The 24,967-nt window shown below is 61.4% G+C and carries 25 protein-coding genes; 12 read left to right on the forward strand and 13 right to left on the reverse strand.

The window, feature by feature from the left end; all coding sequences use genetic code 11:
* Positions 1–188 precede the first annotated feature (188 nt).
* Together AC1MEK_RS08355 and AC1MEK_RS08360 are read left to right on the forward strand one after the other, a co-directional pair.
* Positions 189–1,565, forward strand: a complete 1,377-nt coding sequence (locus tag AC1MEK_RS08355) for a glutamine synthetase family protein (RefSeq protein WP_480395789.1) — start codon at positions 189–191, stop codon at positions 1,563–1,565.
* 268 nt (positions 1,566–1,833) lie between these two features.
* On the forward strand, positions 1,834–2,472 hold the full coding sequence (locus tag AC1MEK_RS08360) for a TetR/AcrR family transcriptional regulator (protein WP_480395790.1): 639 nt from the start codon (positions 1,834–1,836) through the stop codon (positions 2,470–2,472).
* Positions 2,473–2,639: 167 nt separating this feature from the next.
* Here AC1MEK_RS08360 and AC1MEK_RS08365 read toward each other — a convergent pair whose 3' ends face one another.
* The 6 genes from AC1MEK_RS08365 to AC1MEK_RS08390 all read right to left on the reverse strand — a co-directional run bounded on the left by AC1MEK_RS08365 (position 2,640) and on the right by AC1MEK_RS08390 (position 7,996).
* Entirely contained in the window at positions 2,640–2,855 is a 216-nt protein-coding gene (locus tag AC1MEK_RS08365) for a TOBE domain-containing protein (RefSeq protein ID WP_404635088.1), read from the reverse strand.
* 52 nt (positions 2,856–2,907) lie between these two features.
* Positions 2,908–3,717, reverse strand: a complete 810-nt coding sequence (gene ssuB / locus AC1MEK_RS08370; protein ID WP_480395791.1) for an aliphatic sulfonates ABC transporter ATP-binding protein — start codon at positions 3,715–3,717, stop codon at positions 2,908–2,910.
* On the reverse strand, positions 3,714–4,502 hold the full coding sequence (ssuC, locus tag AC1MEK_RS08375) for an aliphatic sulfonate ABC transporter permease SsuC (protein ID WP_480395792.1): 789 nt from the start codon (positions 4,500–4,502) through the stop codon (positions 3,714–3,716). The genes ssuB and ssuC overlap by 4 nt, the downstream gene beginning before the upstream one ends.
* A gap of 28 nt (positions 4,503–4,530) precedes the next feature.
* Entirely contained in the window at positions 4,531–5,496 is a 966-nt protein-coding gene (locus AC1MEK_RS08380) for a sulfonate ABC transporter substrate-binding protein (protein WP_480395793.1), read from the reverse strand.
* A 382-nt stretch (positions 5,497–5,878) separates the two neighbouring features.
* Entirely contained in the window at positions 5,879–6,517 is a 639-nt protein-coding gene (locus tag AC1MEK_RS08385; protein ID WP_274133164.1) for a peroxiredoxin, read from the reverse strand.
* A gap of 144 nt (positions 6,518–6,661) precedes the next feature.
* Positions 6,662–7,996, reverse strand: coding sequence for an OprD family porin (locus tag AC1MEK_RS08390; RefSeq protein ID WP_480395794.1), 1,335 nt, complete (start codon positions 7,994–7,996; stop codon positions 6,662–6,664).
* 813 nt (positions 7,997–8,809) lie between these two features.
* On the opposite strand from AC1MEK_RS08390, the gene tauA reads away from it, so the two are divergent.
* The 4 genes from tauA (at position 8,810) to tauD (ending at position 12,482) form a co-directional block, all read left to right on the forward strand.
* Positions 8,810–9,787: a taurine ABC transporter substrate-binding protein gene (gene tauA / locus AC1MEK_RS08395; protein ID WP_480395795.1), complete on the forward strand. Its 978-nt coding sequence runs from the start codon at positions 8,810–8,812 to the stop codon at positions 9,785–9,787.
* Positions 9,788–9,957: 170 nt separating this feature from the next.
* On the forward strand, positions 9,958–10,749 hold the full coding sequence (tauB, locus tag AC1MEK_RS08400) for a taurine ABC transporter ATP-binding subunit (RefSeq protein WP_480395796.1): 792 nt from the start codon (positions 9,958–9,960) through the stop codon (positions 10,747–10,749).
* Complete coding sequence (gene tauC, locus AC1MEK_RS08405; RefSeq protein ID WP_480395797.1) at positions 10,746–11,591, forward strand: taurine ABC transporter permease TauC; 846 nt, start codon at positions 10,746–10,748, stop codon at positions 11,589–11,591. The genes tauB and tauC overlap by 4 nt, the downstream gene beginning before the upstream one ends.
* 57 nt (positions 11,592–11,648) lie before the next feature.
* A complete protein-coding gene (gene tauD, locus AC1MEK_RS08410; protein WP_480395798.1) occupies positions 11,649–12,482 on the forward strand; it encodes a taurine dioxygenase in 834 nt (277 codons plus the stop codon).
* A gap of 296 nt (positions 12,483–12,778) precedes the next feature.
* Here the strand turns inward: tauD and AC1MEK_RS08415 are convergent, their stop codons facing one another.
* A complete protein-coding gene (locus tag AC1MEK_RS08415; RefSeq protein WP_480395799.1) occupies positions 12,779–13,219 on the reverse strand; it encodes a hypothetical protein in 441 nt (146 codons plus the stop codon).
* Between AC1MEK_RS08415 and trmL the strand changes: the two genes are divergently transcribed.
* A complete protein-coding gene (gene trmL, locus AC1MEK_RS08420) occupies positions 13,218–13,673 on the forward strand; it encodes a tRNA (uridine(34)/cytosine(34)/5-carboxymethylaminomethyluridine(34)-2'-O)-methyltransferase TrmL (RefSeq protein ID WP_480395800.1) in 456 nt (151 codons plus the stop codon). The genes AC1MEK_RS08415 and trmL overlap by 2 nt on opposite strands.
* Positions 13,674–14,022: 349 nt before the next feature.
* Here trmL and secB read toward each other — a convergent pair whose 3' ends face one another.
* From secB to AC1MEK_RS08435, 3 genes are read right to left on the reverse strand one after another with little or no spacing between them, the layout of a single operon-like run.
* The gene (gene secB, locus AC1MEK_RS08425; protein WP_480395801.1) at positions 14,023–14,514 is read right to left on the reverse strand and encodes a protein-export chaperone SecB; all 492 of its coding nucleotides are present in this window, start codon (positions 14,512–14,514) and stop codon (positions 14,023–14,025) included.
* A 40-nt stretch (positions 14,515–14,554) separates the two neighbouring features.
* On the reverse strand, positions 14,555–14,809 hold the full coding sequence (gene grxC, locus AC1MEK_RS08430; RefSeq protein ID WP_480395802.1) for a glutaredoxin 3: 255 nt from the start codon (positions 14,807–14,809) through the stop codon (positions 14,555–14,557).
* Positions 14,810–15,223, reverse strand: a complete 414-nt coding sequence (locus tag AC1MEK_RS08435) for a rhodanese-like domain-containing protein (RefSeq protein ID WP_480395803.1) — start codon at positions 15,221–15,223, stop codon at positions 14,810–14,812.
* Between the two features lie 198 nt (positions 15,224–15,421).
* Between AC1MEK_RS08435 and gpmI the strand changes: the two genes are divergently transcribed.
* The 4 genes from gpmI (at position 15,422) to AC1MEK_RS08455 (ending at position 20,601) form a co-directional block, all read left to right on the forward strand.
* Positions 15,422–16,969 carry a 2,3-bisphosphoglycerate-independent phosphoglycerate mutase gene (gpmI, locus tag AC1MEK_RS08440; RefSeq protein ID WP_480395804.1) on the forward strand — a complete coding sequence of 516 codons (1,548 nt, stop codon included), beginning with the start codon at positions 15,422–15,424 and terminating at the stop codon, positions 16,967–16,969.
* A 139-nt stretch (positions 16,970–17,108) separates the two neighbouring features.
* Positions 17,109–18,419: a murein hydrolase activator EnvC family protein gene (locus AC1MEK_RS08445; RefSeq protein WP_480395805.1), complete on the forward strand. Its 1,311-nt coding sequence runs from the start codon at positions 17,109–17,111 to the stop codon at positions 18,417–18,419.
* Positions 18,420–18,449: 30 nt separating this feature from the next.
* The gene (locus AC1MEK_RS08450) at positions 18,450–19,787 is read left to right on the forward strand and encodes a S41 family peptidase (RefSeq protein WP_480395806.1); all 1,338 of its coding nucleotides are present in this window, start codon (positions 18,450–18,452) and stop codon (positions 19,785–19,787) included.
* A gap of 1 nt (position 19,788) precedes the next feature.
* Complete coding sequence (locus AC1MEK_RS08455; RefSeq protein ID WP_480395807.1) at positions 19,789–20,601, forward strand: divergent polysaccharide deacetylase family protein; 813 nt, start codon at positions 19,789–19,791, stop codon at positions 20,599–20,601.
* Between the two features lie 211 nt (positions 20,602–20,812).
* Here AC1MEK_RS08455 and AC1MEK_RS08460 read toward each other — a convergent pair whose 3' ends face one another.
* Positions 20,813–21,595: a substrate-binding periplasmic protein gene (locus AC1MEK_RS08460; protein WP_480395808.1), complete on the reverse strand. Its 783-nt coding sequence runs from the start codon at positions 21,593–21,595 to the stop codon at positions 20,813–20,815.
* A gap of 288 nt (positions 21,596–21,883) precedes the next feature.
* On the opposite strand from AC1MEK_RS08460, the gene AC1MEK_RS08465 reads away from it, so the two are divergent.
* The gene (locus AC1MEK_RS08465; protein WP_480395809.1) at positions 21,884–23,311 is read left to right on the forward strand and encodes a trypsin-like serine peptidase; all 1,428 of its coding nucleotides are present in this window, start codon (positions 21,884–21,886) and stop codon (positions 23,309–23,311) included.
* Here AC1MEK_RS08465 and hisF read toward each other — a convergent pair whose 3' ends face one another.
* Together hisF and hisA are read right to left on the reverse strand one after the other, a co-directional pair.
* Positions 23,312–24,082, reverse strand: coding sequence for an imidazole glycerol phosphate synthase subunit HisF (hisF, locus tag AC1MEK_RS08470; protein ID WP_480395810.1), 771 nt, complete (start codon positions 24,080–24,082; stop codon positions 23,312–23,314).
* 136 nt (positions 24,083–24,218) lie between these two features.
* Entirely contained in the window at positions 24,219–24,956 is a 738-nt protein-coding gene (gene hisA / locus AC1MEK_RS08475) for a 1-(5-phosphoribosyl)-5-[(5-phosphoribosylamino)methylideneamino]imidazole-4-carboxamide isomerase (protein ID WP_480395811.1), read from the reverse strand.
* Between the last annotated feature and the right edge of the window lie 11 nt (positions 24,957–24,967).

Below are 24,967 nucleotides of genomic sequence, written 5' to 3' on the forward strand. Positions count from 1 at the left end.
CGCCCCGCTCAAGATCGCAGTTCCCAAGCGCCCCAGCGTCGATTTACCGCCCTAAAGTGCGGCAAAAATGGCCTCAAGGCGCCGTTTTAGGGCAAAACAGGGCTCTCTTGACTTCAATCGGGCTTTCGGATTGACTGAACCCCGTAATGCTCGATGATTGATATTTTCAACAACAAAGGTGTTGCATCATGTCGGTACCCCCGCGTGCCGTTCAGCTCAACGAAGCGAACGCGTTCCTTAAGGAACATCCTGAGGTTCTATACGTTGACCTTCTGATTGCAGATATGAATGGCGTGGTGCGCGGCAAGCGCATTGAACGCACCAGCCTTCATAAGGTTTACGAGAAAGGCATCAACCTCCCGGCTTCTCTTTTCGCACTGGATATCAACGGCTCGACGGTGGAAAGCACCGGTCTTGGCCTGGACATCGGTGACGCAGACCGAATCTGTTATCCCATTCCCGACACTCTCTGCAACGAGCCCTGGCAGAAGCGTCCGACCGCACAACTCTTGATGACCATGCACGAGCTGGAAGGCGAGCCATTCTTCGCTGATCCGCGTGAAGTGCTGCGTCAGGTGGTGACCAAGTTCGACGAACTGGGCCTGACCATCTGCGCCGCATTTGAGCTCGAGTTCTACCTGATCGACCAGGAGAACGTGAACGGCCGTCCGCAGCCGCCGCGCTCGCCGATCTCCGGCAAGCGTCCGCATTCGACACAGGTCTACCTGATCGACGACCTGGACGAATACGTCGACTGCCTCCAGGACATCCTGGAAGGTGCCAAGGAGCAAGGCATTCCTGCCGACGCCATCGTCAAGGAAAGCGCCCCGGCACAGTTCGAAGTGAACCTGCACCACACCGCCGACGCCCTCAAGGCGTGTGACTACGCGGTGCTGCTCAAGCGCCTGATCAAGAACATCGCCTACGACCATGAAATGGACTCCACCTTCATGGCCAAGCCGTACCCAGGCCAGGCGGGCAACGGATTGCACGTGCACATCTCGATCCTGGATCGCGATGGCAAGAACATCTTCACCAGCGAGGATCCCGAGCAGAACGCCGCATTACGTCATGCGATCGGCGGTGTGCTCGAGACCCTGCCGGCGCAGATGGCGTTCCTCTGCCCGAACGTCAACTCGTATCGCCGGTTCGGTGCTCAGTTCTACGTGCCAAACTCGCCGACCTGGGGCCTGGACAACCGTACCGTGGCCGTACGCGTGCCGACCGGAACCCCGGACGCCGTGCGTATCGAACACCGCGTGGCCGGTGCAGATGCCAACCCGTACCTGCTGATGGCTTCGGTGCTGGCCGGTATCCACCATGGCCTGACCAACAAGGTCGAGCCGACTGCCCCCGTGGAAGGCAACTCCTACGAGCAGTTCGAGCAGAGCCTGCCGAACAACTTGCGCGATGCCCTGCGCGAGCTGGACGACAGCGAGATCATGGCCAAGTACATCGATCCGAAGTACATCGACATCTTCGTCGCGTGCAAGGAAAGCGAGCTGGAGGAGTTCGAGCACTCCATCTCCGACCTTGAGTACAACTGGTACCTGCACACGGTGTGACAACTGTGTGAAATAAAAAGAACGCCCCCGACCGGATGGTCAGGGGCGTTTTTTATTTTAGACGGCACCTGTCAGACCGATGCTGACCGCCCCGGCGCCTTCGTGAGCAAGCTCACTCCCACGGGCGCAGAGCGTACGGAGGTGAGCTTGCTCACCCCTACAGACCTCATACGCCTGGCGTACTGCGTGTGGGAGCGAGCTTGCTCACGAAAGCAATCTCTCACTCGCCACGGTAGAATGCTCCGCGCCCCGATCAAGAGAACACGCGATGACCCGCCCCGCCACACCCCGCAAACCCCGTGCACGCAGCCAGGCCCGAATCGATTCGATCCTCGATGCCGCGCGTACCCTGCTGGCGTCCGATGGCGTGGCGAGCCTGTCGATCTACAGCGTGGCCGAGCGCGCAGAAATCCCGCCTTCCTCGGTGTATCACTTCTTCGCCAGCGTCCCGGCCCTGCTCGAAGCCCTGACTGCCGACGTCCACGCGGCCTTCCGTGAAAGCCTGCAGCAGCCCATCGATCACGCACAGCTCAACACTTGGCACGACCTGTCGCGGCTGGTGGAAACACGCATGCTGCACATCTACAGCGATGACGCCGGCGCCCGCCAGTTGATCCTCGCCCAGCATGGTCTGACCGAAGTGACCCAGGCCGACCGCCAGCACGACGTCGAACTGGGCAACCTGATGCACGAGCTGTTCGCCCGGCACTTCCAGCTGCCCGCGCTGCCGGAGGATGTGGAGATCTTCGCCCTGGCGCTGGAACTGGCCGACCGCGTCTACGCCCGCTCCGTGCAGCTGCACGACACCATCACCCCGCGCATGGCTGAAGAAGGCCAGCGAGTGTTCGATGCGTATCTGGGGTTGTATCTGCCGCCATTCCTGCCCAAACGCACGCCAACGACCTGACATACATCCCCCGTAGCAGCACGGCTTGCCGGCGGGGCGGTCTATCTGAAACGAATGCATTCGTCTGACACACCGCCCCGCCGGCAAGCCGTGCTGCTACGGGTACGATATCGAATGCAAAAACCCCGAAGGGCTCGCACCCTTCGGGGTTGTTCACAACGCATCGATCACAACTTGGCGATCGACACCTCGGTGGATTTCACGAAGGCGATCACTTCGCTGCCCACGGCCAGTTCCAGCTCCTTGACCGAGCGGGTGGTGATCACGGAGGTGACGATGCCCGAGGCGGTCTGTACGTCGATTTCGGACAGGACGTCGCCGGTGACGATTTCCTTGATGGTGCCTTTGAACTGGTTACGGACGTTGATGGCTTTGATAGTCATGGTAGCGCTTCCTTTTTTGAGATCAGTGCCCGGCGCGACAGTGCGCCGGGTTTCAGTTGGCCCAACGCAGCTGCGTGGGCAGGGGTGAAGTCGGTTCAGGTTCGGGCGGGCTGCCGGGCAGCGACAGCACGCGGTTCAGTACTTCGGTTTCCAGCGTCGCCAGGCGGTGCGACCCACGAGCCCGAGGGCGCGGCAGATCGACCTGCAGGTCCAGGCCGATGCGGCCTTCCTCGATCAACAGCACGCGGTCGGCAATCGCCACCGCTTCGCTGACGTCGTGGGTCACCAGCAGCACGGTGAAGCCATGCTTCTGCCACAGGCGCTCGATCAACTGCTGCATCTCGATGCGGGTCAGGGCATCCAGCGCGCCGAGCGGCTCGTCCAGCAGCAACAGGCGCGGCTGGTGAATCAGGGCGCGGGCCAGGGCCACACGCTGCTTCTGGCCGCCGGACAAGGCAGCGGGCCACTCCTCGGCGCGCTCGGCCAGGCCCACGGCGTCCAGCGCCTCAAGAGCCTTGCCGCGCCAGTCGCCGGAAAGACCCAGGCCGACGTTGTCGATGATCTTTTTCCAGGGCAGCAAGCGCGCTTCCTGGAACATCAGTCGTGTGTCTTCCCGGGCATCGGCCAGCGCCGCCGAGCCTGCCAGCAGTTGCCCCGCCGAAGGCTTGTCGAGCCCGGCCAGCAGGCGCAGCAAGGTGCTCTTGCCGCAACCACTGCGCCCGACCACGGCGACGAACTGGCCGGCCGGGATGTGCAGATCGATGTCCTTGAGCACTTCTCGCGAACCGAAGGTTTTCTTCAGCTTGCGCACTTGCAACGGAATCCCGCGCAACAGGTTTGCCGGTTGTTGGAGATTGCTCATCGGGCACCACCTTTGGCCACTTGATACGCCGGGTGCCAACGCAGGCAGACCCGCTCCAGACCGCGCGCTGCGAGGTCTGCCAGTTTGCCGAGTACGGCGTACAGAACGATGGCCAGTACCACCACGTCGGTCTGCAGGAATTCACGGGCGTTCATCGCAAGGTAACCGATGCCGGAGCTGGCCGAGATGGTTTCAGCCACGATCAGCGTCAGCCACATGAAGCCCAGGGCAAAGCGCACGCCGACCAGAATCGATGGCATCGCCCCTGGCAGAATTACGTGGCGAAACAGCGCGAAACCGGACAGCCCATAGCTGCGCGACATCTCCACCAGCGCCGGATCGATGTTGCGGATGCCGTGGTAGGTGTTCAGGTAAATCGGGAACAGCGTGCCCAGCGCCACCAGGAAAATCTTCGCGCTCTCGTCGATGCCGAACCACAGGATCACCAGCGGAATCAGCGCCAAGTGCGGCACGTTCCGGATCATCTGCACCGAGCTGTCGAGCAGGCGCTCACCCCACTTCGACAGGCCGGTGATAAAGCCCAGGGTCAAGCCGATGCCGCCGCCGATGGCGAACCCAATCGCCGCGCGCCAGCCGCTGATTGCCAGGTGGTTCCAGATCTCGCCACTGCGCACCAGCGTCACACCGGCTTCGATCACCGCGCTGGGCGCGGGCAGGATGCGGGTCGACAGCCAGCCGGCGCTCACCGCCAGTTGCCAGATTGCCAACAACAGGACCGGTAGCAGCCAGGGCGCCAGCCTATGGGTGATTTTTTCCACACTCATGGAGTTGTCTCCTCTCTTGGGCCCGCGCTTACTGCGCCTTGGCAACGGCAGCGGGTGGCGTCCAGATCACGTCGGCGATGCTGAGCGGTTTGGGGATCAACTTCAGTTGATAGAAGGTGTCGGCGATCTTCTGTTGCGCGGCGATGGTTTCAGGGGTGATGAACAGCGCCCCGTAGCCTTGGCGTTTGACCGAGATTTTGGTGATGTCTTCTGGCAGGCCGAGCAGCGGCGCGACCTGCTTGGTGACGTCGTCAGGGTTGGCCTTGGACCATTCGCCCACGGCGCGCACTTCCTCGACCAGCGTCTGAATCACTTTCGGATGCTGCTGCGCATAGGGCTTGGTCGCCAGGTAGAACTGGTTGTTGTCGACGATGCCTTTGCCGTCGCGCAGGGTCTTGGCGTGCAGTTGTTGTTCGGCGGCGGCCTGGTACGGGTCCCAGATCACCCAGGCATCGACGCTGCCGCGCTCGAACGCCGCGCGGGCATCGGCCGGTGGCAGGAATACGGTCTGGATGTCGCTGTATTTCAGGCCTGCCTCTTCCAGCGCGCGCACCAGCAGGTAGTGCACGTTGGAGCCTTTGTTGAGGGCAACTTTCTTGCCTTTGAGGTCCTTGACCGAGGTGATCGGCGAATCCTTGGGCACCAGAATCGCTTCGCTGGTCGGCGCTGGCGGCTCGGATGCCACGTACAGCAGATCCGCACCGGCAGCCTGGGCGAACACCGGCGGGGTTTCGCCGGTCACGCCGAAATCGATGGAGCCGACGTTCAGGCCTTCGAGCAGTTGCGGGCCGCCGGGAAACTCAGTCCACTGCACCTGCACGCCCTGCTCGGCGAGTTTCTTCTCCAGCGAGCCCTTGGCCTTGAGCAGCACCAGGGTGCCGTATTTCTGATAACCGATGCGCAGGGTATCCGCCTGGGCCTGACTCAGAACGCCGAAAGACACCGCCGCAGCAAACAGAGCGACCAGGCTTCGACGCAAAATGACTGTGCGCATGGCACGCTCCTTTGCTGTAGCTATTGTGGTTGCACCTGCTTGCCCGATGGCGGGCGAAGTAAGGTGGTGAGGGGATTCATGACCGGCGATCTCGCCAGGACGGAGAGACCATAACAGGGGCTTTTTATTCTTTAAAATCATATTTATTCATTTGGTTAGCACCGAAATGAATATGTAAGTTTCTCGTATTGTTCGCCGTACCACGGTTCGCCTCTGGCCGAAGGCCGTGGGAGCCGGCTTGCTGGCGAATGCGTCGGATCAGACGCTGCGATGTTGAATGACACACCGCATTCGCCAGCAAGCCGGCTCCCACAAGGGTTTTGCGGCGGGCAAAAAAAGGGCCGATCAATCGGCCCGAATGTCGTGGTTGAAAGCGGGTGTATCAGCGGTTGGGCTGCGGCGTCAGGCGCAGGTACGGCGTGACGGCCTTGTAGCCCTTGGGAAAGCGTTCCTTGATCTCGGCCTCGTCTTTGATCGACGGCACGATCACCACATCCTCACCGTCCTTCCAGTTCGCGGGCGTGGCGACCTTATAGTTGTCGGTCAGCTGCAGCGAATCGATCACCCGCAGGATCTCGTGGAAGTTGCGGCCGGTGCTGGCCGGGTAGGTGATGGTCAGGCGCACTTTCTTGTTCGGGTCGATCACGAACAGCGAGCGCACGGTCAGGGTTTCGCTGGCATTGGGGTGGATCAGGTCGTACAGCTCGGAGACCTTGCGGTCGGCGTCGGCCAGGATCGGGAAATTCACGATCGTGTTCTGGGTGGTATTGATGTCGTCGATCCACTTGATGTGGGAGTCGACCGGGTCAACCGACAGGGCAATGGCCTTCACATTGCGCTTTTCGAATTCGTCCTTGAGTTTGGCGGTGAAGCCAAGCTCGGTGGTGCAAACCGGTGTGAAATCGGCAGGATGCGAAAACAGCACCGCCCACTTGCCGCCCAGCCACTCGTGGAATTTGATCCGTCCTTCGCTGGAATCCTGTTCGAAGTCCGGGGCGATATCGCCGAGCTTCAGTCCCATACAAGCGTGCTCCTTTGGCTGTGATTTATCGGGTTACTGTGCCTGTGCGGCAACTGAAAAGAAAAGACCGAAAAACCATGGCGTCAAATCATTCGGGCATAAAAAAACCCCGCCGAAGCGGGGTTTCTTTCAACTGACCTGGGCTTATTTGAAAGCGTAGGTGTAGTTGAAGATCACGCGGGTCTGGTCCTGATCAGCAATACCGGTGGCATCGCCACGGTAGTTTGCACGACGCACGGTAGCGCCGAAGCCTTTCAGAGGGCCGTCCTGGAACACGTAGTCGATACGCATGTCACGTTCCCACTCGGACGAATCGCCACCGATACCGTTGGTAGCCTTGATGTCGGTACCGTGCAGGTAAGCGAAGGCAGCTTTCAGGCCTGGGATACCAACGCGGGCGAAGTCGTACGAGTATTGACCGAAGGTGGTGTTCTCACCGGCACGGGCAAACTGGTTGATCATCGAGTCAGTGAACAGGTAGAAGCTCGAACCAGCCTCGCCTTCCGGACGGTTGTTGCCGTCACGTACCGATCCCTGGTTCAGCCAGACGAAACCGCCGTCGTCGTTCACACGCTGGTGACCGAGCATGAGCGCGTGGCCGCCCAGAGAGTAGGTGAACATCGCCGACCAGGTTTTGTTGTCAACTTCGCCAGCGTGCTTGGCGTAGCCGCCGTTGTTGTTGAAGCCATAACCGGTAGCGCCCTGGCCGTTCTTGCCGTCGGAGCTGCTGTCGAAGTAACGCAGGTCAGTCTTGAACGACTGGTCTTCGCCGATTGGCAGAACGTGTACCAGACCCAGGAAGTGCTGCTTGTAGAAGTCTTCCAGGTTCGAGTAGTAATACTGCAGGGTCAGGTCTTTGGTGACTTTGTAATCAACACCGCCGAACACGAAGTTGTTCGAGTCGCGGGTTGCACCGTTGACCGAAAGGCCGGAGTAGTTGCTCGAAGCACGAGCCGCTTGGTGCTCCAGCTTGCCGCCGTTGAAGGTCAGGCCGTCGATTTCTTTCGACTGGATGGTGCCACCGGTGAAGGTTTGTGGCAGCAGGCGGCCGTCGTTCGCTACCAGGATCGGCAGGTTAGGCTGCAGAGCGGTACCGATTTTCAGCTCGGTCTTGGAGAACTTGGCCTTGGCGTTAGCACCGCCGCGAGCCCAGTCAGCAACGGCCGAACCATCGCTGTCGCTTGGGAAGAAGCTGTTGCTGTCCGGGTGGCGACCCTTACCACCGTCCAGGTGCAGGCCGTACATGCCTTGCACGTCCAGACCGAAGCCAACGGTGCCCGGGGTGTAGCCGGAGATGAAGTTGAACAGCAGGCCTTCCGCCGCTTCGCGCTGGTCGGCACCGCCATCACGGTTGTCGCTTTCGAACCACATGGTACGGGAACTGATCGATGCCTTGCTGTCTTCCAGGAAACCAGCTGCACCAGCCTGAGTGGCCATGAACCCTACAGAGATGGCCAGAGCCAGGGTGGACTTCTTCATTGTGTTTCGCTCCTCTTGAATCTAATTTTTGTAGTTCGTTGGTCATGGCCATTTGGCTTCAGACCGCGGATGCGCGATTAGCACTGGCCACGACTCGCGGAGTCAATGGGCCTTCGACTAATTGACTAGACCGCTCTAAACAGCTGGCTGCACGGTAAGGGAAATCCTTTAAACCTAAAAAGACTTTGTGGGTCTGCTTTTATGCTAAGCAGTTATATGTCACAAGCCGTTTCAGCCGTCCGTTGCGGAGTGTATCGGCGTCTTAACCTAATTCCCAAAAAATATTTCATGTCCATTCGTCAGATCGATTGGTTTCGGCACATCGTACGACCTGAACTCGACCGCTCAGTCACTGTCGAGCTGCGAAACGACTTGAGAATTCAAGACATAACCTATTGAAAAATATGATATCGCTGAGCAGGTAGACGCGATTGTTACAGTTGTCATCCTGCTGTTCGTCATTTTTTTCGAGGAGAGCGGAATTAACTCATCAGTTAACTGGCAGAACCGGCTACGCTGATTGACCGCTGAAAATCCATGATGGCCACCGCTGCCATCATCCCCGTTTCGGGTTGACGCACGCAGGGCAAAAGCATCCCTTTTGGGCAAGCGCGCCGATCTTATTTGCAAAATGTGACAGATCGATGAATCGTCATCCTGTTGTCGCAATTCCCTGATCCACGGGCCGAGCGCCCCGGATCCCCGCGCTTTTTCCTCTCTAAGCTCATGCAAAAAAGTTATTTATTTTGTGTTTCTTAGATCATTTACGCTCCGCATCATCAGCCACGGCCTGCCTTGATTCGGAGCCCCATCATGAAACTGCGCAACCCACTTCGCCTGCTCGCGGCCCTGTCGCTGGCAGGTTCTGCACTCATCGCCCAGGCCGCCGACTTCACCGTCGCCTACCAGACCACCGTGGACCCGGCCAAAGTCGCCCAGGCCGACGGTGCCTATGAAAAGGCCACCGGCTCGAAGATCAACTGGCGCAAGTTCGAAAACGGCGCGGACGTCATCACCGCCATCGCGTCTGGCGACGTGCAGATCGGCTATCTGGGCTCGAGCCCGTTGACCGCAGCGGCTACGCGCAAATTGCCGGTGGAAACCTTCCTGATCGCCACTCAGATCGGCGCTGCAGAAGCGCTGGTCGCGCGCAACGGCGCCGGCATCAACAGCCCGCAGGATCTGGTCGGCAAGAAAATCGCCGTGCCGTTCGTGTCCACCGGGCACTACAGCCTGCTGGCGGCGCTGAAACACTGGAACATCGACCCGGCCAAAGTGACCATCCTCAACCTCGCGCCACCGGCCATCGCGGCGGCCTGGCAGCGCGGCGACATCGACGCCACTTACGTCTGGGACCCGGCGCTGGGTGTGGCCAAGGAAACCGGCAAGGTGCTGATTACCTCCGGCGAGCTGGCCAAGCTCGGCGCGCCGACCTTCGACGCCTGGATCGTGCGCAAGGACTTCGCCGACAAGCACCCCGATCTGGTCAAGGCCTTCGCCAAGACCACCCTCGACGCCTACGCCGACTACCGCAAGGATCCTGCCGCGTGGCTGGCCAACAGCAAGAACGTCGACAAGCTGGTGACCCTTTCCGGCGCCAAGGCGGCTGACATTCCGGGCCTGCTGCAGGGCAACGTGTACCCGCTGGCCAGTGATCAGGTCAAAGAGCTGGGCGCGCCGACCACCGAAGCCATCGGCAAGACGGCGGCCTTCCTCAAGGAGCAGGGCAAGGTGGATGCGGTGTTGGCGGATTACACGCCTTATGTCAGCTCGAAATTCGTTACTCAGTAAGAAATGAGAGTCGGCGTTCTGATTTAAAGAACGAAGACCTGTGGGAGCCGGCTTGCTGGCGAATGCGTCAGGTCAGACGCCGCAAAGCTGAACGACAGATCGCATTCGCCAGCAAGCCGGCTCCCACAATGTGGATGTTCATTACCTTTGGGACCAGCGGAGTCATTGCCATGGCCTTGTTGAAACTCGAGCGCATCAGCGCACAGTACCCCGGTGCGGCCACTCCCGTGCTGGCGGATATTTCCTTGAGCCTGGGCCCGCAGCAACTGCTGGTGGCCCTCGGCCCGTCGGGCAGCGGCAAGACTTCGCTGTTGAACCTGATCGCAGGTTTCGTCTCGCCCAGCGCCGGGCGGATCACCCTGGACGGCGCGCCAGTCAGCGGCCCCAGCGCCGAGCGCGGCGTGGTGTTTCAGGACGACGCGCTGCTGCCCTGGCAAGACGTCCTCGCCAACGTCGCCTTCGGCCTCGAACTCGCCGGCGTACCTCGCGAGCAGCGGGAAGCCAAGGCTCGCGAAATGCTGGCGCTGGTGGACCTGGCCGGTTTCGAGAAGCGCCGCATCTGGCAGCTGTCCGGCGGGCAACGGCAACGCGTGGGCCTGGCCCGGGCGCTGGCGGCCGATCCGCGGGTGCTGCTAATGGATGAGCCCTTCGGCGCGCTGGACGCCTTCACCCGCGAACAGATGCAGGAGTTGCTGCTGCAGGTCTGGCAGCGCAGCGCCAAGCCCGTGTTCCTGATCACCCACGACATCGAAGAGGCCGTGTTTCTGGCCACCGACCTGATTCTGCTGGCGCCCAATCCCGGGCAGATCGTCGAGCACCTGAAACTGGACTTCGGCCAGCGCTACAGCGCAGGCGAGTCGGCGCGATCGATCAAGTCCGACCGCCAATTCATCGAAACCCGCGAGCACGTGCTGGCGCGGGTGTTTTCCCAACGTCAAGCCACCGTGGAGCAACGCGCATGAGCCAGTTTCCCTCGTCGCCTGCCAACGACATTCTGGCAAAGCCTTCATCGAACAAAGCGGCCACGCCACGCCTGGCCTTGAGCACCCGCGCCATTAGCGTTTTGACGCTGCTGGTGCTGCTGGGCAGTTGGTGGCTGGTCACAGCGTTCGAATGGGTCGAGCCGCTGTTTCTGCCGCCGCCCTCGGCCGTGCTGCAGAAAGCCTGGCTGCTGATGACCCAGGGCTACATGGATTCGACGCTCTGGCAGCACCTGGGCGCCAGCCTGCAACGCATCGGCCTGGCGCTGGGCGCTGCGGTGCTGACGGCGATTCCGGTGGGCATCGCCATTGGCCACAACCGCATCGCCCGGGGCATTTTCGACCCGCTGATCGAGTTCTATCGCCCGATTCCGCCTCTGGCCTATCTGCCGCTGATCGTGATCTGGTGCGGCATCGGCGAGTTCTCCAAGGTGCTGCTGATTTACCTGGCGATCTTCGCGCCGATCGCCATCGCCACTGCCACCGGCGTGCGCACGGTCGACAGCGCCAAGCTGCGCGCCGCGCAATCGCTGGGCGCCACGCGCTGGCAGCTGATTCGCCATGTGATCCTGCCCAGCGCCCTGCCCGACATTCTCACCGGGGTGCGCATCGGCCTGGGCGTCGGCTGGTCGACCTTGGTGGCCGCCGAGCTGATCGCCGCCACCAGCGGCCTGGGTTTCATGGTGCAGTCGGCGGCGCAGTTTCTGGTCACCGACGTGGTGGTGCTGGGAATCCTGGTCATCGCGCTGATCGCCTTTGCGCTGGAAATGGGCCTGCGCGCCCTGCAACGCAAACTGGTGCCCTGGCACGGCCAGAACCACTGACTGCCTTTATTTACCGACACTGACTACGCCGACATTTCGGCGCATTGCGAGAACACCATGAGCCTTCACATCACCCCGATCAGCGCTGCGCTCGGCGCAGTCATCAGTGGCGTAGACCTCGCCCGGGACCTGAGCGCCGAACAGCGCAACGCCATCGAACAGGCCCTGCTCGTCCATCAAGTGCTGTTCTTTCGCCAGCAGCCTGTCATGCCGCAGCAGCAAGCGCGCTTTGCCGCCCAGTTCGGCGACCTGCACGTGCACCCGATCTACCCCAACGTCGCCGAGCAGCCCGAGATCATGGTGCTCGACACCGCCCTGACCGACGTGCGCGACAACGCCATCTGGCACACCGACGTGACCTTCCTGCCGACCCCGGCGATGGGCGCGGTGTTGAGTGCCAAGCAGTTGCCAGCTTTCGGCGGCGACACCTTGTGGGCCAGTGGCATCGCTGCCTTCGAAGCACTGTCCCGACCGTTGCAGACGCTGCTCGACGGCCTGACCGCGACCCACGATTTCACCCGCTCCTTCCCGCTGGAGCGCTTCGGGAGTACCGCTGAAGATTTGGCGCGCTGGGAAGAAACCCGGCGCAAGAACCCGCCGCTGTCCCATCCGGTGATCCGCACCCACCCGGTGAGCGGGCGCAAGGCGCTGTTCGTCAATGATGGCTTCACCACCCGCATCAACGAACTGGAACCGGCCGAGAGCGAGGCCATCCTGAAGTTGCTCTTCGCCCATGCCACGCGCCCCGAATTCACCATTCGCTGGCGCTGGCAGGAAAACGATGTGGCGATGTGGGACAACCGCGTCACCCAGCATTACGCAGTGGACGATTACCGGCCCAACCGGCGGGTGATGCATCGGGCGACCATTCTGGGCGACGTGCCGTTTTAGATCAGTCGGTACAGACCGAGGCTTCGTGGCCGTGCATCACTTTGGCCCCATGCCTCTGAAAAATGCGCGAATAACGTGCAAAACCGATCAGAAAATAGCCAAATTCGAAAACCGATTCGAATGCCGGAAACCGTCCACTCCTGTAAACACTCGCTCAAATGCCCTTGATCCGGGCCCTTGCGAGATTTTTTGAAGTTTTTCCAAGGTCTTCTCCAAAACTGGCACGCACGCTGCAATAGGTTAAGCATCACCAGTTTTGGGGACCTTGGTACAGGCAGGCCGGGGAATCCCCTCTTTTATTCCTCCCGGAGACTCACTTGGAGTCTCCAGCGCCCGTCCTGAGTTGCGCCGTGCCACTCACCGCGCAACGGACGGGCCGCCAGCAGGTTCAGCAACAATCCCTTATCGCTTTTACGTACCCGCCAGCGCACATCCCGGCCGTTGAGCTTGAGTTCGCCATGCTGCGCCTGACCTTGCGCGTTGAACAGCAGCGCCACGGCGCCGTCGACGATCTCGCCATGCAGTTGCGGCTCGCGGTTGAACCACACCGCCACGCCATCGGGCAGCGCCTCGATCTGTTGCAGCTCGATCGGGTCCGGCGCCGTGAGCCGACCGATCATCAGGCCGACCATCACGCCGAAAATCGCGATAGACCCCAAAAACCGCCGCCATAGCTTCGGTCTCGGGTCCTCATCAGGGGTAGAATGCATCCCGTCCTTATGTTCGGAGCCGTGCATGTTTCACGTGATCCTTTTTCAACCAGAAATTCCGCCGAATACCGGCAACATCATCAGGCTCTGCGCCAACAGCGGCTGCAGCCTGCATCTGATCGAGCCGCTGGGCTTCGAGCTCGATGACAAGCGCCTGCGCCGCGCAGGCCTTGACTATCACGAATACGCCACGCTGCACCGCCACGCCGACCTGGCCAGTTGCCTGGAAAGCATCGGCCCTGCGCGCCTGTTCGCTTTTACCACAAAGGGTTCCAGGCCCTTCCACGATGTGGCGTTCCAGGAAGGCGACGCCTTTCTCTTCGGCCCGGAAAGCCGCGGCCTGCCGCCCGAGGTGCTCGACCCGCTGTCCAGCGAGCAACGCCTGCGCCTGCCCATGCGCGAAGGCTGCCGCAGCCTGAACCTGTCCAACACCGTGGCCGTGGCGGTTTATGAGGGGTGGCGGCAGCTCGGGTTCAAGTAATTGTTCTTGGCTTGGGATTCTTACTTTGATGCCCTTCGGGCCTATTCGCCAGCAAGCTGGCTCCCACATTTGCTGCAACGTGCCATGGCCTGACACACCCCATTGTTAGCCTTTGGCGTCAGGCTTGAAATCATGGGGTGACCCTGTTGCTTAAAAGCTTGGCGATTTGGAGTCGATCACCAAAGGCGGTCAAGGCGATCTGTCAGATGGCGGCACGTTGCAAAAAATGTGGGAGCCAGCTTGCTGGCGAATAGGCCCGCAGGGCAACAGAGTAAGAATCTCAAGCCAACACCCCACCCAAAAAAAAGCGCCCACAAAAGGCGCTTTTTTTTCATCCATCCAGCAAACCTTACTGAACAGTCGGAGCCGGGGTTTCGCCCGCTTCCTGCATGCGCTGCAGTTCTTGCGCGTACAGGGCGTCGAAGTTGACCGGAGCCAGCATCAGCGCAGGGAACGAACCGCGCACGACCAGGCTGTCGATGGTTTCGCGGGCGTACGGGAACAGGATGTTCGGGCAGAAGGCACCCAGGGTGTGGCTCATGGAAGCCGCGTCCAGGCCCTTGATCAGGAAGATACCGGCTTGCTGGACTTCAGCGATGAACGCGATTTCTTCGCCGTTCTTCACTTCCACCGACAGGGTCAACACCACTTCGAAGAAGTCGCCTTCGAGCTGCTTCTGACGGGTGTTCAGGTCCAGGCTGACGCTTGGGGTCCACTCCTGACGGAAGATCGCCGGGCTTTTCGGCGCTTCGAACGACAGGTCACGCACGTAGATGCGCTGCAGGGAAAACTGTGGAGCTTCTTCGTTGGAAGTGGCGCCGTTGTTCTGTTGATCGGTCATCTCAGATCCTTCTCTATATAGGGTCTTGTACGTATGGGATTCAGGCGCTCAGCAGCGCATCGAGTTTGCCTGCGCGTTCCAGCGCGAACAGATCGTCGCAACCGCCGACGTGGACCGAGCCGATCCAGATCTGCGGCACCGACGTGCGCCCGGCCTTTTGGGTCATTTCTGCGCGAATCTGTGGCTTGCCGTCGACCTTGATCTCTTCGAAGTCGACATTCTTGCTCTCGAGCAGGTACTTGGCGCGCGAGCAATAAGGGCAATAATCGCTGGAGTAGACGACGACCTGAGCCATTTACTTCACCAGTGGCAGGTTGTCGCCGCGCCACGACGAGACGCCGCCCGACAGCTTGGCGGCAGTGAAACCGGCCTTGAGCAGCTCGCGGGCTACGTGGCCGGCGTGCTGGCCAGCGGCGTCGACGATGATCAGGGTCTTGGACTTGTACTTCTCCAGCTCCGAAGTACGGGTCATGATCTTGTCCTGAGGGAAGCTCAGCGCGCCGACGATATGCCCGGTGGCGTATTCCTTCTTGGCGCGCACGTCGATGACGACGGCTTCGTCGCGGTTGACCAGTGCGGTCAACTCGCCGGTAGAGAGGCTCTTGCCGCCCTTGTTCAACTCGGTGGCGATCAGCAGCGCCAGCAGGATGACGAAAGCGCCAGCGATCAAATAGTGGTTAGTGGCAAATGCAATCAGGTGCTCGACCATCATCGGGTTCCAGGGCGTTAAAATGCCGGCCAGTATACACAGCCCCCAAGGTGCGCCAAAGCCCGTACAGCGGTCGCCGCTTTTGAACCCGCTGGCGGGTGCGCTGTCCTTTCAACACGGCCACTCGCACTGGGAAGGCAACAGCCCCTAGAATGTCGATCTTTTTCCTCCATCACCTTTTAGCCAAGAGTGGGATTCATGACTACCACGCCTAAACCTCTGGTTCTGATCATCCTGGACGGCTTCGGTCACAGCGACAGCCACGAAGGCAACGCTGTCTACACCGCGACTGCCAACAAGAAGACGCCGGTGTTCGATCGCCTGTACAAGACCATGCCCAACGGCCTGATCTCCGGGTCCGGGATGGACGTCGGCCTGCCAGACGGCCAGATGGGCAACTCCGAAGTCGGCCACATGAACCTGGGCGCTGGCCGCGTGGTGTATCAGGATTTCACGCGCGTGACCAAGGCGATCCGCGACGGCGAGTTCTTCGAGAACCCGACCATTTGCGCCGCCGTGGACAAGGCTGTGGCTGCCGGCAAGGCCGTTCACGTCATGGGCCTGCTCTCGGACGGTGGCGTGCACAGCCACGAAGACCACCTGGTGGCGATGGTCGAACTGGCCGTCAAGCGTGGCGCCGACAAGATCTACCTGCACGCCTTCCTCGACGGCCGCGACACGCCGCCGCGCAGCGCGCACCAGTACTTGGAAACCATGGAGACGGCCTACAAGCGTCTGGGCAAGGGCCGTACCGCCACCATCATCGGCCGCTACTTCGCCATGGACCGCGACAACCGCTGGGAGCGCGTTGAGTCTGCCTACAACCTGATCGTCGACGGTAAGTCGGAATTCCAGGCCGAGACCGCCAAAGCCGGGCTGGACGCCGCCTACGAGCGTGGCGAGAACGACGAATTCGTCAAAGCCACCCGCATCGGCGAGCAAGTGAAGGTCGAAGACGGCGACGCCGTGGTGTTCATGAACTTCCGCGCCGACCGCGCTCGCGAGCTGTCTCGCGTGTTCGTCGAAGATGACTTCAAGGACTTCGCCCGCGCCCGTCAGCCGAAGCTGGCTGGCTACGTCGGGTTGACCGAATATTCTGCCTCTATTCCGGCACCCGCCGCGTTCACCAAAGGCAGCCTGGAAAACGTGCTGGGCGAATACCTGGCCAAGAACGGCAAGACCCAGCTGCGCATCGCCGAGACCGAGAAGTACGCCCACGTGACCTTCTTCTTCTCCGGTGGCCGCGAAGAGCCGTTCGAAGGCGAAGAGCGCATCCTGATTCCATCGCCGAAAGTCGCGACCTACGACCTGCAGCCTGAAATGAGCGCGCCGGAAGTCACCGACAAGATCGTCGACGCCATCGAAAACCAGCGTTACGACGTGATCGTGGTCAACTACGCCAACGGCGACATGGTCGGCCACAGCGGCATCATGGAAGCGGCGGTCAAGGCGGTCGAATGCCTGGACGTCTGCGTGGGCCGCATCACCGAGGCGCTGGAAAAGGTCGGCGGCGAAGCGCTGATCACCGCAGACCACGGCAACGTCGAGCAGATGACCGACGACACCACAGGCCAGGCGCACACCGCGCACACCACGGAACCGGTGCCGTTCGTCTACGTCGGCAAGCGTGACCTGAAGGTACGCGAAGGCGGCGTGCTGGCTGACGTTGCGCCGACCATGCTGATGCTGATGGGCCTGGAAATCCCGAAAGAAATGACCGGCACCTCGATTCTGGTCGCCAAGTAAGACCCGATAACCGGCCTGGCATCGCGTCCAGGCCGGTTATTTGTATGAAATGTCTGAAAGCCGCGCTCCCGGAGCGTTTTTTTTGCAGCCATCGGCGGGCATACTAGGCCCGTCTTCACCTCTGGTAATGCCCAACCCCATGCTCCGCGCCCTGATCGCCCTAGCCTTGATTTGTCTGCTCAATCCGGCCTTTGCCGACGATGAGCGCGCACAAACCCAGAAACAGCTCGATGCCACGCGTCAGGACATCGCTGAGCTGAAGAAAGTGCTGGGCCAGTTGCAGGAAGAAAAATCCGGGGTCCAGAAGGACCTGCGCGCCACCGAAACCGAAATGGGCAAGCTGGAAAAGCAGGTGGAGGCCCTGCAAAAGGAACTAAAAAAGAGTGAAACCGAGCTGCAAAGGCTCGATGGGGAGAAAAAAAAACTCCAGAGCGCACGCGTTGAACAACAACGCCTGATCGCGATACAGGCCCGCGCCGCCTACCAGAATGGTCGCCAGGAATACCTCAAGCTGCTGCTCAACCAGCAGAACCCGGAAAAATTCGCCCGCACCCTCACCTATTACGACTACCTGAGCCAGGCCCGTCTGGCGCAGTTGCGCACCTTCAACGAAACCCTGCGCCAACTGGCCGAAGTCGAAAAAGACATCGACATGCAGCAGGCCCAGTTGCTGGTGCAAAAAAGCACGCTGGACGACCAGAAGGCCCAGCTCGACACCGTGCGCCAGGAACGTCAGGTGGCGCTGGCCAAGCTCAATCAGGACTACAAGGCCCGCGATCAGAAACTGCAGGCGCGCCAGCAGGATCAGGCAGACCTGACTAAAGTCCTCAAGACCATCGAAGAAACCCTCGCCCGGCAAGCCCGCGAAGCCGAAGAGGCGCGGCAGAAAGCGCTGCTGGCCCAGCAGGAGGCCGAGAAGCGCCAGCGCGAGCAGGAAGCGCTGGCCAAAAGCCGTGGCAAGGACGACAGCGACGAAGCCCCGCGCCGCCCCACCAAGGCGCCGGGCGCACTGGTTTCCAGCGCGGGTCAATCCTTTGGTGGCGCATTTGAAGCCGCAAAGGGAAAACTTCCCTGGCCTGTCGATGGTCGATTGTTGGCGCGCTTCGGGGAAACCCGCGGCGATGACGACCGCACCAAGTGGGACGGCGTGATGATCAGCGCCAGCGCCGGCAGCCAGGTACACGCCGTACATGGTGGCCGTGTGGTGTTCGCCGACTGGTTGCGCGGGGCCGGGCTTCTGGTCATTCTCGACCATGGCAACGGTTATTTGAGTCTGTACGGTCACAACCAGAGTCTGTTGAAAGAAGCTGGGGACGTTGTAAAAGCCGGGGAAGCGATCGCCACTGTGGGCAACAGTGGTGGTGGTCAGGACACGCCGGCGCTGTATTTCGCTATTCGTCAGCAGGGTCGCCCTAGTGATCCGGCCCAATGGTGTCGCTCTCAAGGATAAGTCGACGCCTCACTCAGGAGTTCGTAAGAGATGCCGTTTTCGTCCCGCCTCACCTCGCTGGCCCTGACCATCGCCGTGGTTCTCGGTGCTCCGCAGGCCATGGCCGCCGGTGCCGCCCCTGCTGCGACGCCTGCCGCCTTGGCCTCCGCGCCCGCCAATGCGGCGAACCTCAAGGCGCCGCTGCCGCTCGACGAGCTGCGCACCTTCGCCGAGGTGATGGACCGGATCAAGGCCGCGTACGTCGAGCCGGTGGATGACAAGACCCTGCTGGAAAACGCCATCAAGGGCATGCTCAGCAACCTCGACCCGCACTCTGCCTACCTGGGCCCGGAAGACTTCCAGGAGCTGCAGGAAAGCACCAGCGGCGAATTCGGCGGGCTGGGCATCGAAGTGGGCGTCGAGGACGGCTTCATCAAGGTGGTCTCGCCGATCGACGACACCCCGGCTTCCAAGGCTGGCATCGAGGCAGGCGACCTGATCGTCAAGATCAACGGCGCGCCGACCCAGGGTCAGACCATGCAGGAAGCGGTCGACAAGATGCGCGGCAAGATCGGCGAGAAAATCACCCTCACCCTGGTGCGCGACGGCGGCAACCCGTTCGACGTGACGCTGGCCCGCGCGACCATTCAGGTCAAGAGCGTGAAGTCGCAGATGCTCGAGCCGGGCTACGGCTACATCCGCATCACCCAGTTCCAGGTCAAGACCGGCGAGGAAGTCGGCAAGGCGCTGGCCAAACTGCGCAAGGACAACGGCAAGAAGATGAACGGCCTGATCCTGGACCTGCGCAACAACCCCGGCGGCGTGCTGCAGGCGGCAGTTGAAGTGGCCGACCATTTCCTGACCAAGGGCCTGATCGTCTACACCAAGGGCCGCATCGCCAACTCCGAACTGCGCTTCTCGGCAGACCCGGCCGACGCCAGCGAAGGCGCGCCGCTGGTGGTGCTGATCAACGGCGGCAGTGCCTCGGCCTCCGAGATCGTCGCCGGCGCCCTGCAAGACCAGAAACGCGGCATCCTGATGGGCACCGACACCTTCGGCAAAGGCTCGGTGCAGACCGTTCTGCCACTGGCCAACGACCGCGCGCTGAAGATCACCACGGCGCTGTACTTCACGCCCAACGGCCGCTCGATCCAGGCACAGGGCATCAACCCGGACATCGAAGTCAAACGCGGCAAGCTCACCACCGAAGCCGATGGCGAGAACTACAAGGAAGCCGACCTGCTCGGCCACCTGGGCAACGGCAATGGCGGCGCGGACAAGCCGACCACCAAATCCAAGGCTGCCAAGGCGCGTCCGCAGGACGACGACTATCAGCTGAACCAGGCCCTGAGCCTGCTCAAGGGATTGAGTGTGACACGCGGCAATTGATATGCGATTTCGTTTGAAGGGGCTCGCCAGAGCCCTCGCAGTGCTTACAGTCGCTCTGACCGGTGCCGCCCACGCGGCGGCATCCGCCGAGCCTTCCGCCAACGGCCAGAAGCCGAAAGCGGCCTACATCAGCCTGATCATCGACGACCTGGGGCAAAGTACCGAAAAGGACAGCCGCGTGCTGGCCCTGCCCGGCCCCGTGACGCTGGCGATCATGCCTGACACCCCACACGCCACCGACTTCGCCCGCCAGGCCCACAAGGCCGGCCGCACGGTCATGCTGCACATGCCAATGGACCCCGCCACCGGGCCTTACGCCTGGCGCCCCGATCTGCCATTGCCCGAACTTGAGTCGCGCCTCAACGCCGCGCTGCTGAAAGTGCCGTACGCCGCCGGGATCAACAACCACGAAGGCAGCCGCATGACCGCAGAACCAGTGGCCATGGCCTGGTTGGCTGGCGAGTTGCAGCGCCGTCATCTGTTCCTGGTCGACAGCCGCACCAGCGCCAAGACGGTTGCGGCGGCAGAAGCGCAGAAGATCGGGCTGGCGAGCCTGTCACGGGATGTGTTTCTGGACGATGAGCGCACCGCCGAAGCCATCTACGGCCAGCTGCAGACCGCGATCAAGCTGGCCCACAAGCAGGGTTCTGCGGTGATGATCGGCCATCCGTATCCGGTGACCATGGAGGTGCTGGAGCGCGAGTTGCCCAAGCTCAAGTCACAAGGCATCGAGTGGATCGAGCTGCGCCACATGATCAGCCTGCGCGGCAATCAGGCGATGGCCGGGCATGGGAAGGATGGGGTTTATCGCTGACCCGTGACGCAATCGCGCTTTTGATTCTGGCCGGAGGCCGTGGGAGCCCGGCTTGCCGGCGATCTGTTGCGAAGCGACAGTGAATTCCACGACGCGATGTATCTGACACGGCCAAGCTGCCTGATTTTACTGCCGCTTCGCGGCAGATCGCTGGCAAGGTGGAGCGCCACCCCGGCAGCTCCCACGCCCTCCGGGCAGAAGCCTCCGATCATCAGAGGTATTTGCCTAAAATCCCATCCACCGCCCCTTCCTTGCGCAACTGATCCAACGCCGTCTGCAGCTTCTTGACCACCTCATCCGGCGTGTCCTTGTTCAGCGCCAGATACAGTTCGGCGCTGTTGAAGCGCAGCACCGTCTTGAGCCCCGTCACGCCTTCCTGACGCGCCAGATAGCGCCCTGCCGGGTCGCCCGTCGCCCACAGATCGATCTGCCCCTCGACCAGCCTTCTGGCGTTGTCCTTGTCACTGAGCACGGTCAGCGGCTTCATGCCCTGGCGCCCCAGTTCCTCGGCGATGACATCGCCCTTGTAGGCGCCGATCCGGTAATGCCTGGCGTCTTCAAGAGAGTTCAGCTCGATCGGGCTGTCAGCGCGGGCGAGCATGATCCAGTCGTCCGGACCGATGGGGCCGACCCACTTGAACAGTTTCTCGCGCTCGGCCACACGCGCCATGACGAACACGCCATAGCCGGGCTTTTCCAGTGCGAGTTTGTAGATGCGCTCCCAGGGAAAACGCAGGGTCATGCTGTAGCCGATACCGGCGCGCTTGAAGGTCTCGCGCACGATCTCCACGGCGATGCCCTGGATATTGCTCTCCTGGGCAAAGTTCTTGCCGTCGTTGGCCATGTTGTAAGGCGGGAAATTCTCGGTCAGGAGCACCATCGAATAAGCCGCCTTCCCACCGTCACCAGCGTTTACGGGCAAATCTTGCGCATATGCGCCCACGCCTGACATCAAACCGAACAGTGCAAGAAAAAACGCCACCGGTTTCAACATACAACACTTTCCTTATCCATGGCTGCGCACAGAGTGAGGATCCCGGGCCGCCTTGTCCAGAGCCTTGAGCAGCTTCGCAGACGCTCAATATATATGTATGGATTTCAGGCTCGCCGTTTCTGGCTAGCTGCTGGTTTCCCCCATGAACTCAGACCTTGAACGGGGGCCAACAGGTTAGAAAGGTATCGCATGAAACATCGAAAAGCTGCTCCCTCCACTGCAATGGCTGTAATGGTCGTGCTCATTTCAGCCGGGCCGACACAGGCTCGGGATTATGGCCAAGGCCTGGTGAATCATTCGGCCTCCGTGGCCCTCGACAATGCACAGGGGCGTCACGATCACTGGCGAGCGGTGGGTCGCCTGCAGGTCAATCAGGCCACACAAAAGTCTCGCTGCACCGGGGCCCTGATCGATTCTCGCAACGAAGGCGCGCCAGCCTCGGGCCCTGCGTACATTCTCACCAGCGGCCACTGCGCGACCCGCCAGAGCCTCAATTTCGTACAGGATGTTCCCGTGACGGGCCACATCGATTTCGACTACTTCACCGGCAACATGCACCAGATTCAGCGCTACCCGTTGAAGCAGATCGTCAGAGCGACCCTGCGCGGTGCGGACCTGGCAATCATTGAACTGCACGCACCGCTGCAGGCCCTGCTCGATAAGGGCATCGAACCGCTGACATTGAGCGCCGACTCGCCCACTGCAGGCACGGACCTGATGATCGTTGGGGTACCTTCGGGCCATGAAGATACACCGGGACTGAGGCTGTCGACGTGCCCGTACGAGAGCGCCGAGGATCTGGTCGAGGAGATCTATGTCTTCCGCCGATTCCACAAACATCGCTGCGCAGGTCTCGCGCCCGGCAGCTCGGGAAGTCCCGTAATGGATCGGCAGTCAAACCGGATAATGGCCGTGCTGAGCACTTCGACGAACCGCGCAAAGGAGGAAAACCGCTGCAGGACCGACGCCCCCTGCGAGATCAAAGAAGGCCAGCCAGTGTGGTCGCCAGACACTCAGTACTCCAGCCCGACAATAGGTTTGCGGACGTGTTTCGCCAACGGCCTGTTCAACCCGGACGACCTTGACTGCGAGTTGTTCCCGACACTGGAAATGACCCTGAGCGATGCCTACTCACCCAAGACCTACAGCAGGATCACACTGGATGAGCACGGCGGGTTAGTGCTGCCGACATGGGCCTGGCCGTTCTCGCTGGACACGCAGATGTATCGCTACAAGAGCACCCGTAACGCATCGGATTGCGAGAGCCCGCATTATTACAAGGACGCCAGCCCTGCAAACGGGGCGTTGATTGCCGACACCGTTGGCCCTGAGCCAGGCATGCACTTTCTGTGCATCATTGGCGTGGCCTCGCAGGATCAGCGCCCTGAACCTGAGGTTATGAACAAGCCGGTGATCGTGGCGATGGAGTTGGCGCCACCAGGCCCTACTCGCGCACCGGAGTTGACGATCGATCGACTGGCCGATGGCGGCTACCGCGTAACGCCTTACTTCTCCGACCCGTCGTTGTTCGCCTACCAGTTCAAATCCGGCGCGCCCAACGCGGTGCAGTGCGATGCGCCGCAGGGCTACACGCCCTATATGTTTGAGGGCGTGATGACCTTCTCCGCGTCCGAACTGCCCCTCAAGCTGTGCTCGAAGGCGTTTGAGCGGTCCAGGCAAGCGTCGCTGCCACGTACCGACCTGCTGTTCCCTTGATCAGCGAACGACAATGCCCTGCCTGGCCATGAACGCCTTGGCCTCAGGCACGGTGTATTCACCGAAATGGAAAATACTCGCCGCCAGCACCGCGCTGGCGTGGCCTTCAAGCACGCCGTCGGCCAGGTGCTGCAGGTTGCCCACACCACCGGACGCGATCACCGGAATGCCCAGCGCATCGCTGATGGCGCGGGTCACGCCCAGGTCGAAGCCGTTTTTCATGCCGTCCTGATCCATGCTGGTGAGCAGGATCTCACCAGCCCCCAGGCCTTCCATCTTCTTCGCCCACTCGACGGCGTCCAGCCCCGTCGGCTTGCGCCCGCCGTGGGTGAAGATTTCCCAGCGTGGGGTTTCGCCCGGGCCGGAGACCTTCTTGGCGTCGATGGCGACGACGATGCACTGCGAGCCGAAACGCGCAGCCGCCTCGCCGACGAACTCGGGGTTGAATACCGCAGCGGTGTTGATCGAGACCTTGTCGGCACCGGCGTTGAGCAGGTTGCGGATGTCCTGCACGGTACGCACGCCACCACCCACGGTCAGCGGGATGAACACCTGGCTGGCCATGCGCTCGACGGTATGCAACGTGGTGTCGCGGCCATCGACGCTGGCGGTGATGTCGAGAAAGGTAATCTCGTCGGCACCCTGCTCGTCGTAACGACGGGCGATCTCGACCGGGTCACCGGCATCGCGGATGTTCTCGAACTTCACACCCTTGACCACGCGACCGTTGTCGACGTCCAGGCAAGGGATGATGCGTTTAGCCAGGGCCATGGGCTATGTCTCCAAAATTCTGTAGATCAACTGTAGGAGCGCGCTTGCTCTGGGCGGCAATCCGACGATTGCGTCTCTTCACTCAACATTTCTGTTGCTGACACACCGCAATCGCGGGCAAGCGCGCTCCTACGAATCAGACCGCGTACTGATCGCAGAAGGCTTGGGCTTCGGCCACATCCAGCGTGCCTTCGTAAATCGCGCGGCCGGTAATGGCGCCGATGATGCCCGGTGCCTTGGCATCCAGCAGCGCCTTGATGTCGCCCAGGTTGTGGATACCGCCGGAAGCGATGACCGGGATCTTGGTCGCAGCGGCCAGCGCAGCGGTGAACGGCACGTTGCAGCCCTGCATCATGCCGTCTTTGGCGATGTCGGTATAAACGATGGCCGAGACGCCGTCGGCTTCGAAACGCTTGGCGAGGTCAATCACCTGCACCGAGCTGACTTCAGCCCAGCCGTCGGTGGCGACGAAACCGTCCTTCGCATCCAGGCCCACGATCACTTTGCCCGGGAACGCGCGGCAGGCTTCGGCGACGAACTCAGGCTCCTTGACCGCCTTGGTGCCGATGATCACGTAGCTCACGCCCGCCTTGACGTAGTGCTCGATGGTTTCCAGCGAGCGAATGCCGCCGCCGATCTGGATCGGCAGGTTCGGATAGCGCTTGGCGATGGCAGTGACCACTTCGCCATTGACCGGCTGGCCTTCGAACGCGCCGTTCAGGTCGACCAGATGCAGACGGCGGCAACCGCCTTCAACCCACTTGGCGGCCATGCTCACCGGATCATCGGAGAACACTGTGGAATCTTCCATGCGACCCTGGCGCAGGCGCACGCAGGCACCGTCTTTGAGGTCGATAGCGGGAATAATCAGCATCTGGAAACCTA

The organism is Pseudomonas sp. 2 (genome assembly GCF_056627435.1).

Excerpts from the sequence above, each read along its gene's own strand:
- AC1MEK_RS08355 (WP_480395789.1), top strand. The coding sequence starts at position 189 with ATGTCGGTACCCCCGCGTGCCGTTCAGCTCAACGAAGCGAACGCGTTC.
- AC1MEK_RS08360 (WP_480395790.1), top strand. The coding sequence starts at position 1,834 with ATGACCCGCCCCGCCACACCCCGCAAACCCCGTGCACGCAGCCAGGCC.
- AC1MEK_RS08365 (WP_404635088.1), bottom strand. The coding sequence starts at position 2,855 with ATGACTATCAAAGCCATCAACGTCCGTAACCAGTTCAAAGGCACCATC.
- ssuB (WP_480395791.1), bottom strand. The coding sequence starts at position 3,717 with ATGAGCAATCTCCAACAACCGGCAAACCTGTTGCGCGGGATTCCGTTG.
- ssuC (WP_480395792.1), bottom strand. The coding sequence starts at position 4,502 with ATGAGTGTGGAAAAAATCACCCATAGGCTGGCGCCCTGGCTGCTACCG.
- AC1MEK_RS08380 (WP_480395793.1), bottom strand. The coding sequence starts at position 5,496 with ATGCGCACAGTCATTTTGCGTCGAAGCCTGGTCGCTCTGTTTGCTGCG.
- AC1MEK_RS08385 (WP_274133164.1), bottom strand. The coding sequence starts at position 6,517 with ATGGGACTGAAGCTCGGCGATATCGCCCCGGACTTCGAACAGGATTCC.
- AC1MEK_RS08390 (WP_480395794.1), bottom strand. The coding sequence starts at position 7,996 with ATGAAGAAGTCCACCCTGGCTCTGGCCATCTCTGTAGGGTTCATGGCC.
- tauA (WP_480395795.1), top strand. The coding sequence starts at position 8,810 with ATGAAACTGCGCAACCCACTTCGCCTGCTCGCGGCCCTGTCGCTGGCA.
- tauB (WP_480395796.1), top strand. The coding sequence starts at position 9,958 with ATGGCCTTGTTGAAACTCGAGCGCATCAGCGCACAGTACCCCGGTGCG.
- tauC (WP_480395797.1), top strand. The coding sequence starts at position 10,746 with ATGAGCCAGTTTCCCTCGTCGCCTGCCAACGACATTCTGGCAAAGCCT.
- tauD (WP_480395798.1), top strand. The coding sequence starts at position 11,649 with ATGAGCCTTCACATCACCCCGATCAGCGCTGCGCTCGGCGCAGTCATC.
- trmL (WP_480395800.1), top strand. The coding sequence starts at position 13,218 with ATGTTTCACGTGATCCTTTTTCAACCAGAAATTCCGCCGAATACCGGC.
- AC1MEK_RS08415 (WP_480395799.1), bottom strand. The coding sequence starts at position 13,219 with ATGCACGGCTCCGAACATAAGGACGGGATGCATTCTACCCCTGATGAG.
- secB (WP_480395801.1), bottom strand. The coding sequence starts at position 14,514 with ATGACCGATCAACAGAACAACGGCGCCACTTCCAACGAAGAAGCTCCA.
- grxC (WP_480395802.1), bottom strand. The coding sequence starts at position 14,809 with ATGGCTCAGGTCGTCGTCTACTCCAGCGATTATTGCCCTTATTGCTCG.
- AC1MEK_RS08435 (WP_480395803.1), bottom strand. The coding sequence starts at position 15,223 with ATGGTCGAGCACCTGATTGCATTTGCCACTAACCACTATTTGATCGCT.
- gpmI (WP_480395804.1), top strand. The coding sequence starts at position 15,422 with ATGACTACCACGCCTAAACCTCTGGTTCTGATCATCCTGGACGGCTTC.
- AC1MEK_RS08445 (WP_480395805.1), top strand. The coding sequence starts at position 17,109 with ATGCTCCGCGCCCTGATCGCCCTAGCCTTGATTTGTCTGCTCAATCCG.
- AC1MEK_RS08450 (WP_480395806.1), top strand. The coding sequence starts at position 18,450 with ATGCCGTTTTCGTCCCGCCTCACCTCGCTGGCCCTGACCATCGCCGTG.
- AC1MEK_RS08455 (WP_480395807.1), top strand. The coding sequence starts at position 19,789 with ATGCGATTTCGTTTGAAGGGGCTCGCCAGAGCCCTCGCAGTGCTTACA.
- AC1MEK_RS08460 (WP_480395808.1), bottom strand. The coding sequence starts at position 21,595 with ATGTTGAAACCGGTGGCGTTTTTTCTTGCACTGTTCGGTTTGATGTCA.
- hisF (WP_480395810.1), bottom strand. The coding sequence starts at position 24,082 with ATGGCCCTGGCTAAACGCATCATCCCTTGCCTGGACGTCGACAACGGT.
- hisA (WP_480395811.1), bottom strand. The coding sequence starts at position 24,956 with ATGCTGATTATTCCCGCTATCGACCTCAAAGACGGTGCCTGCGTGCGC.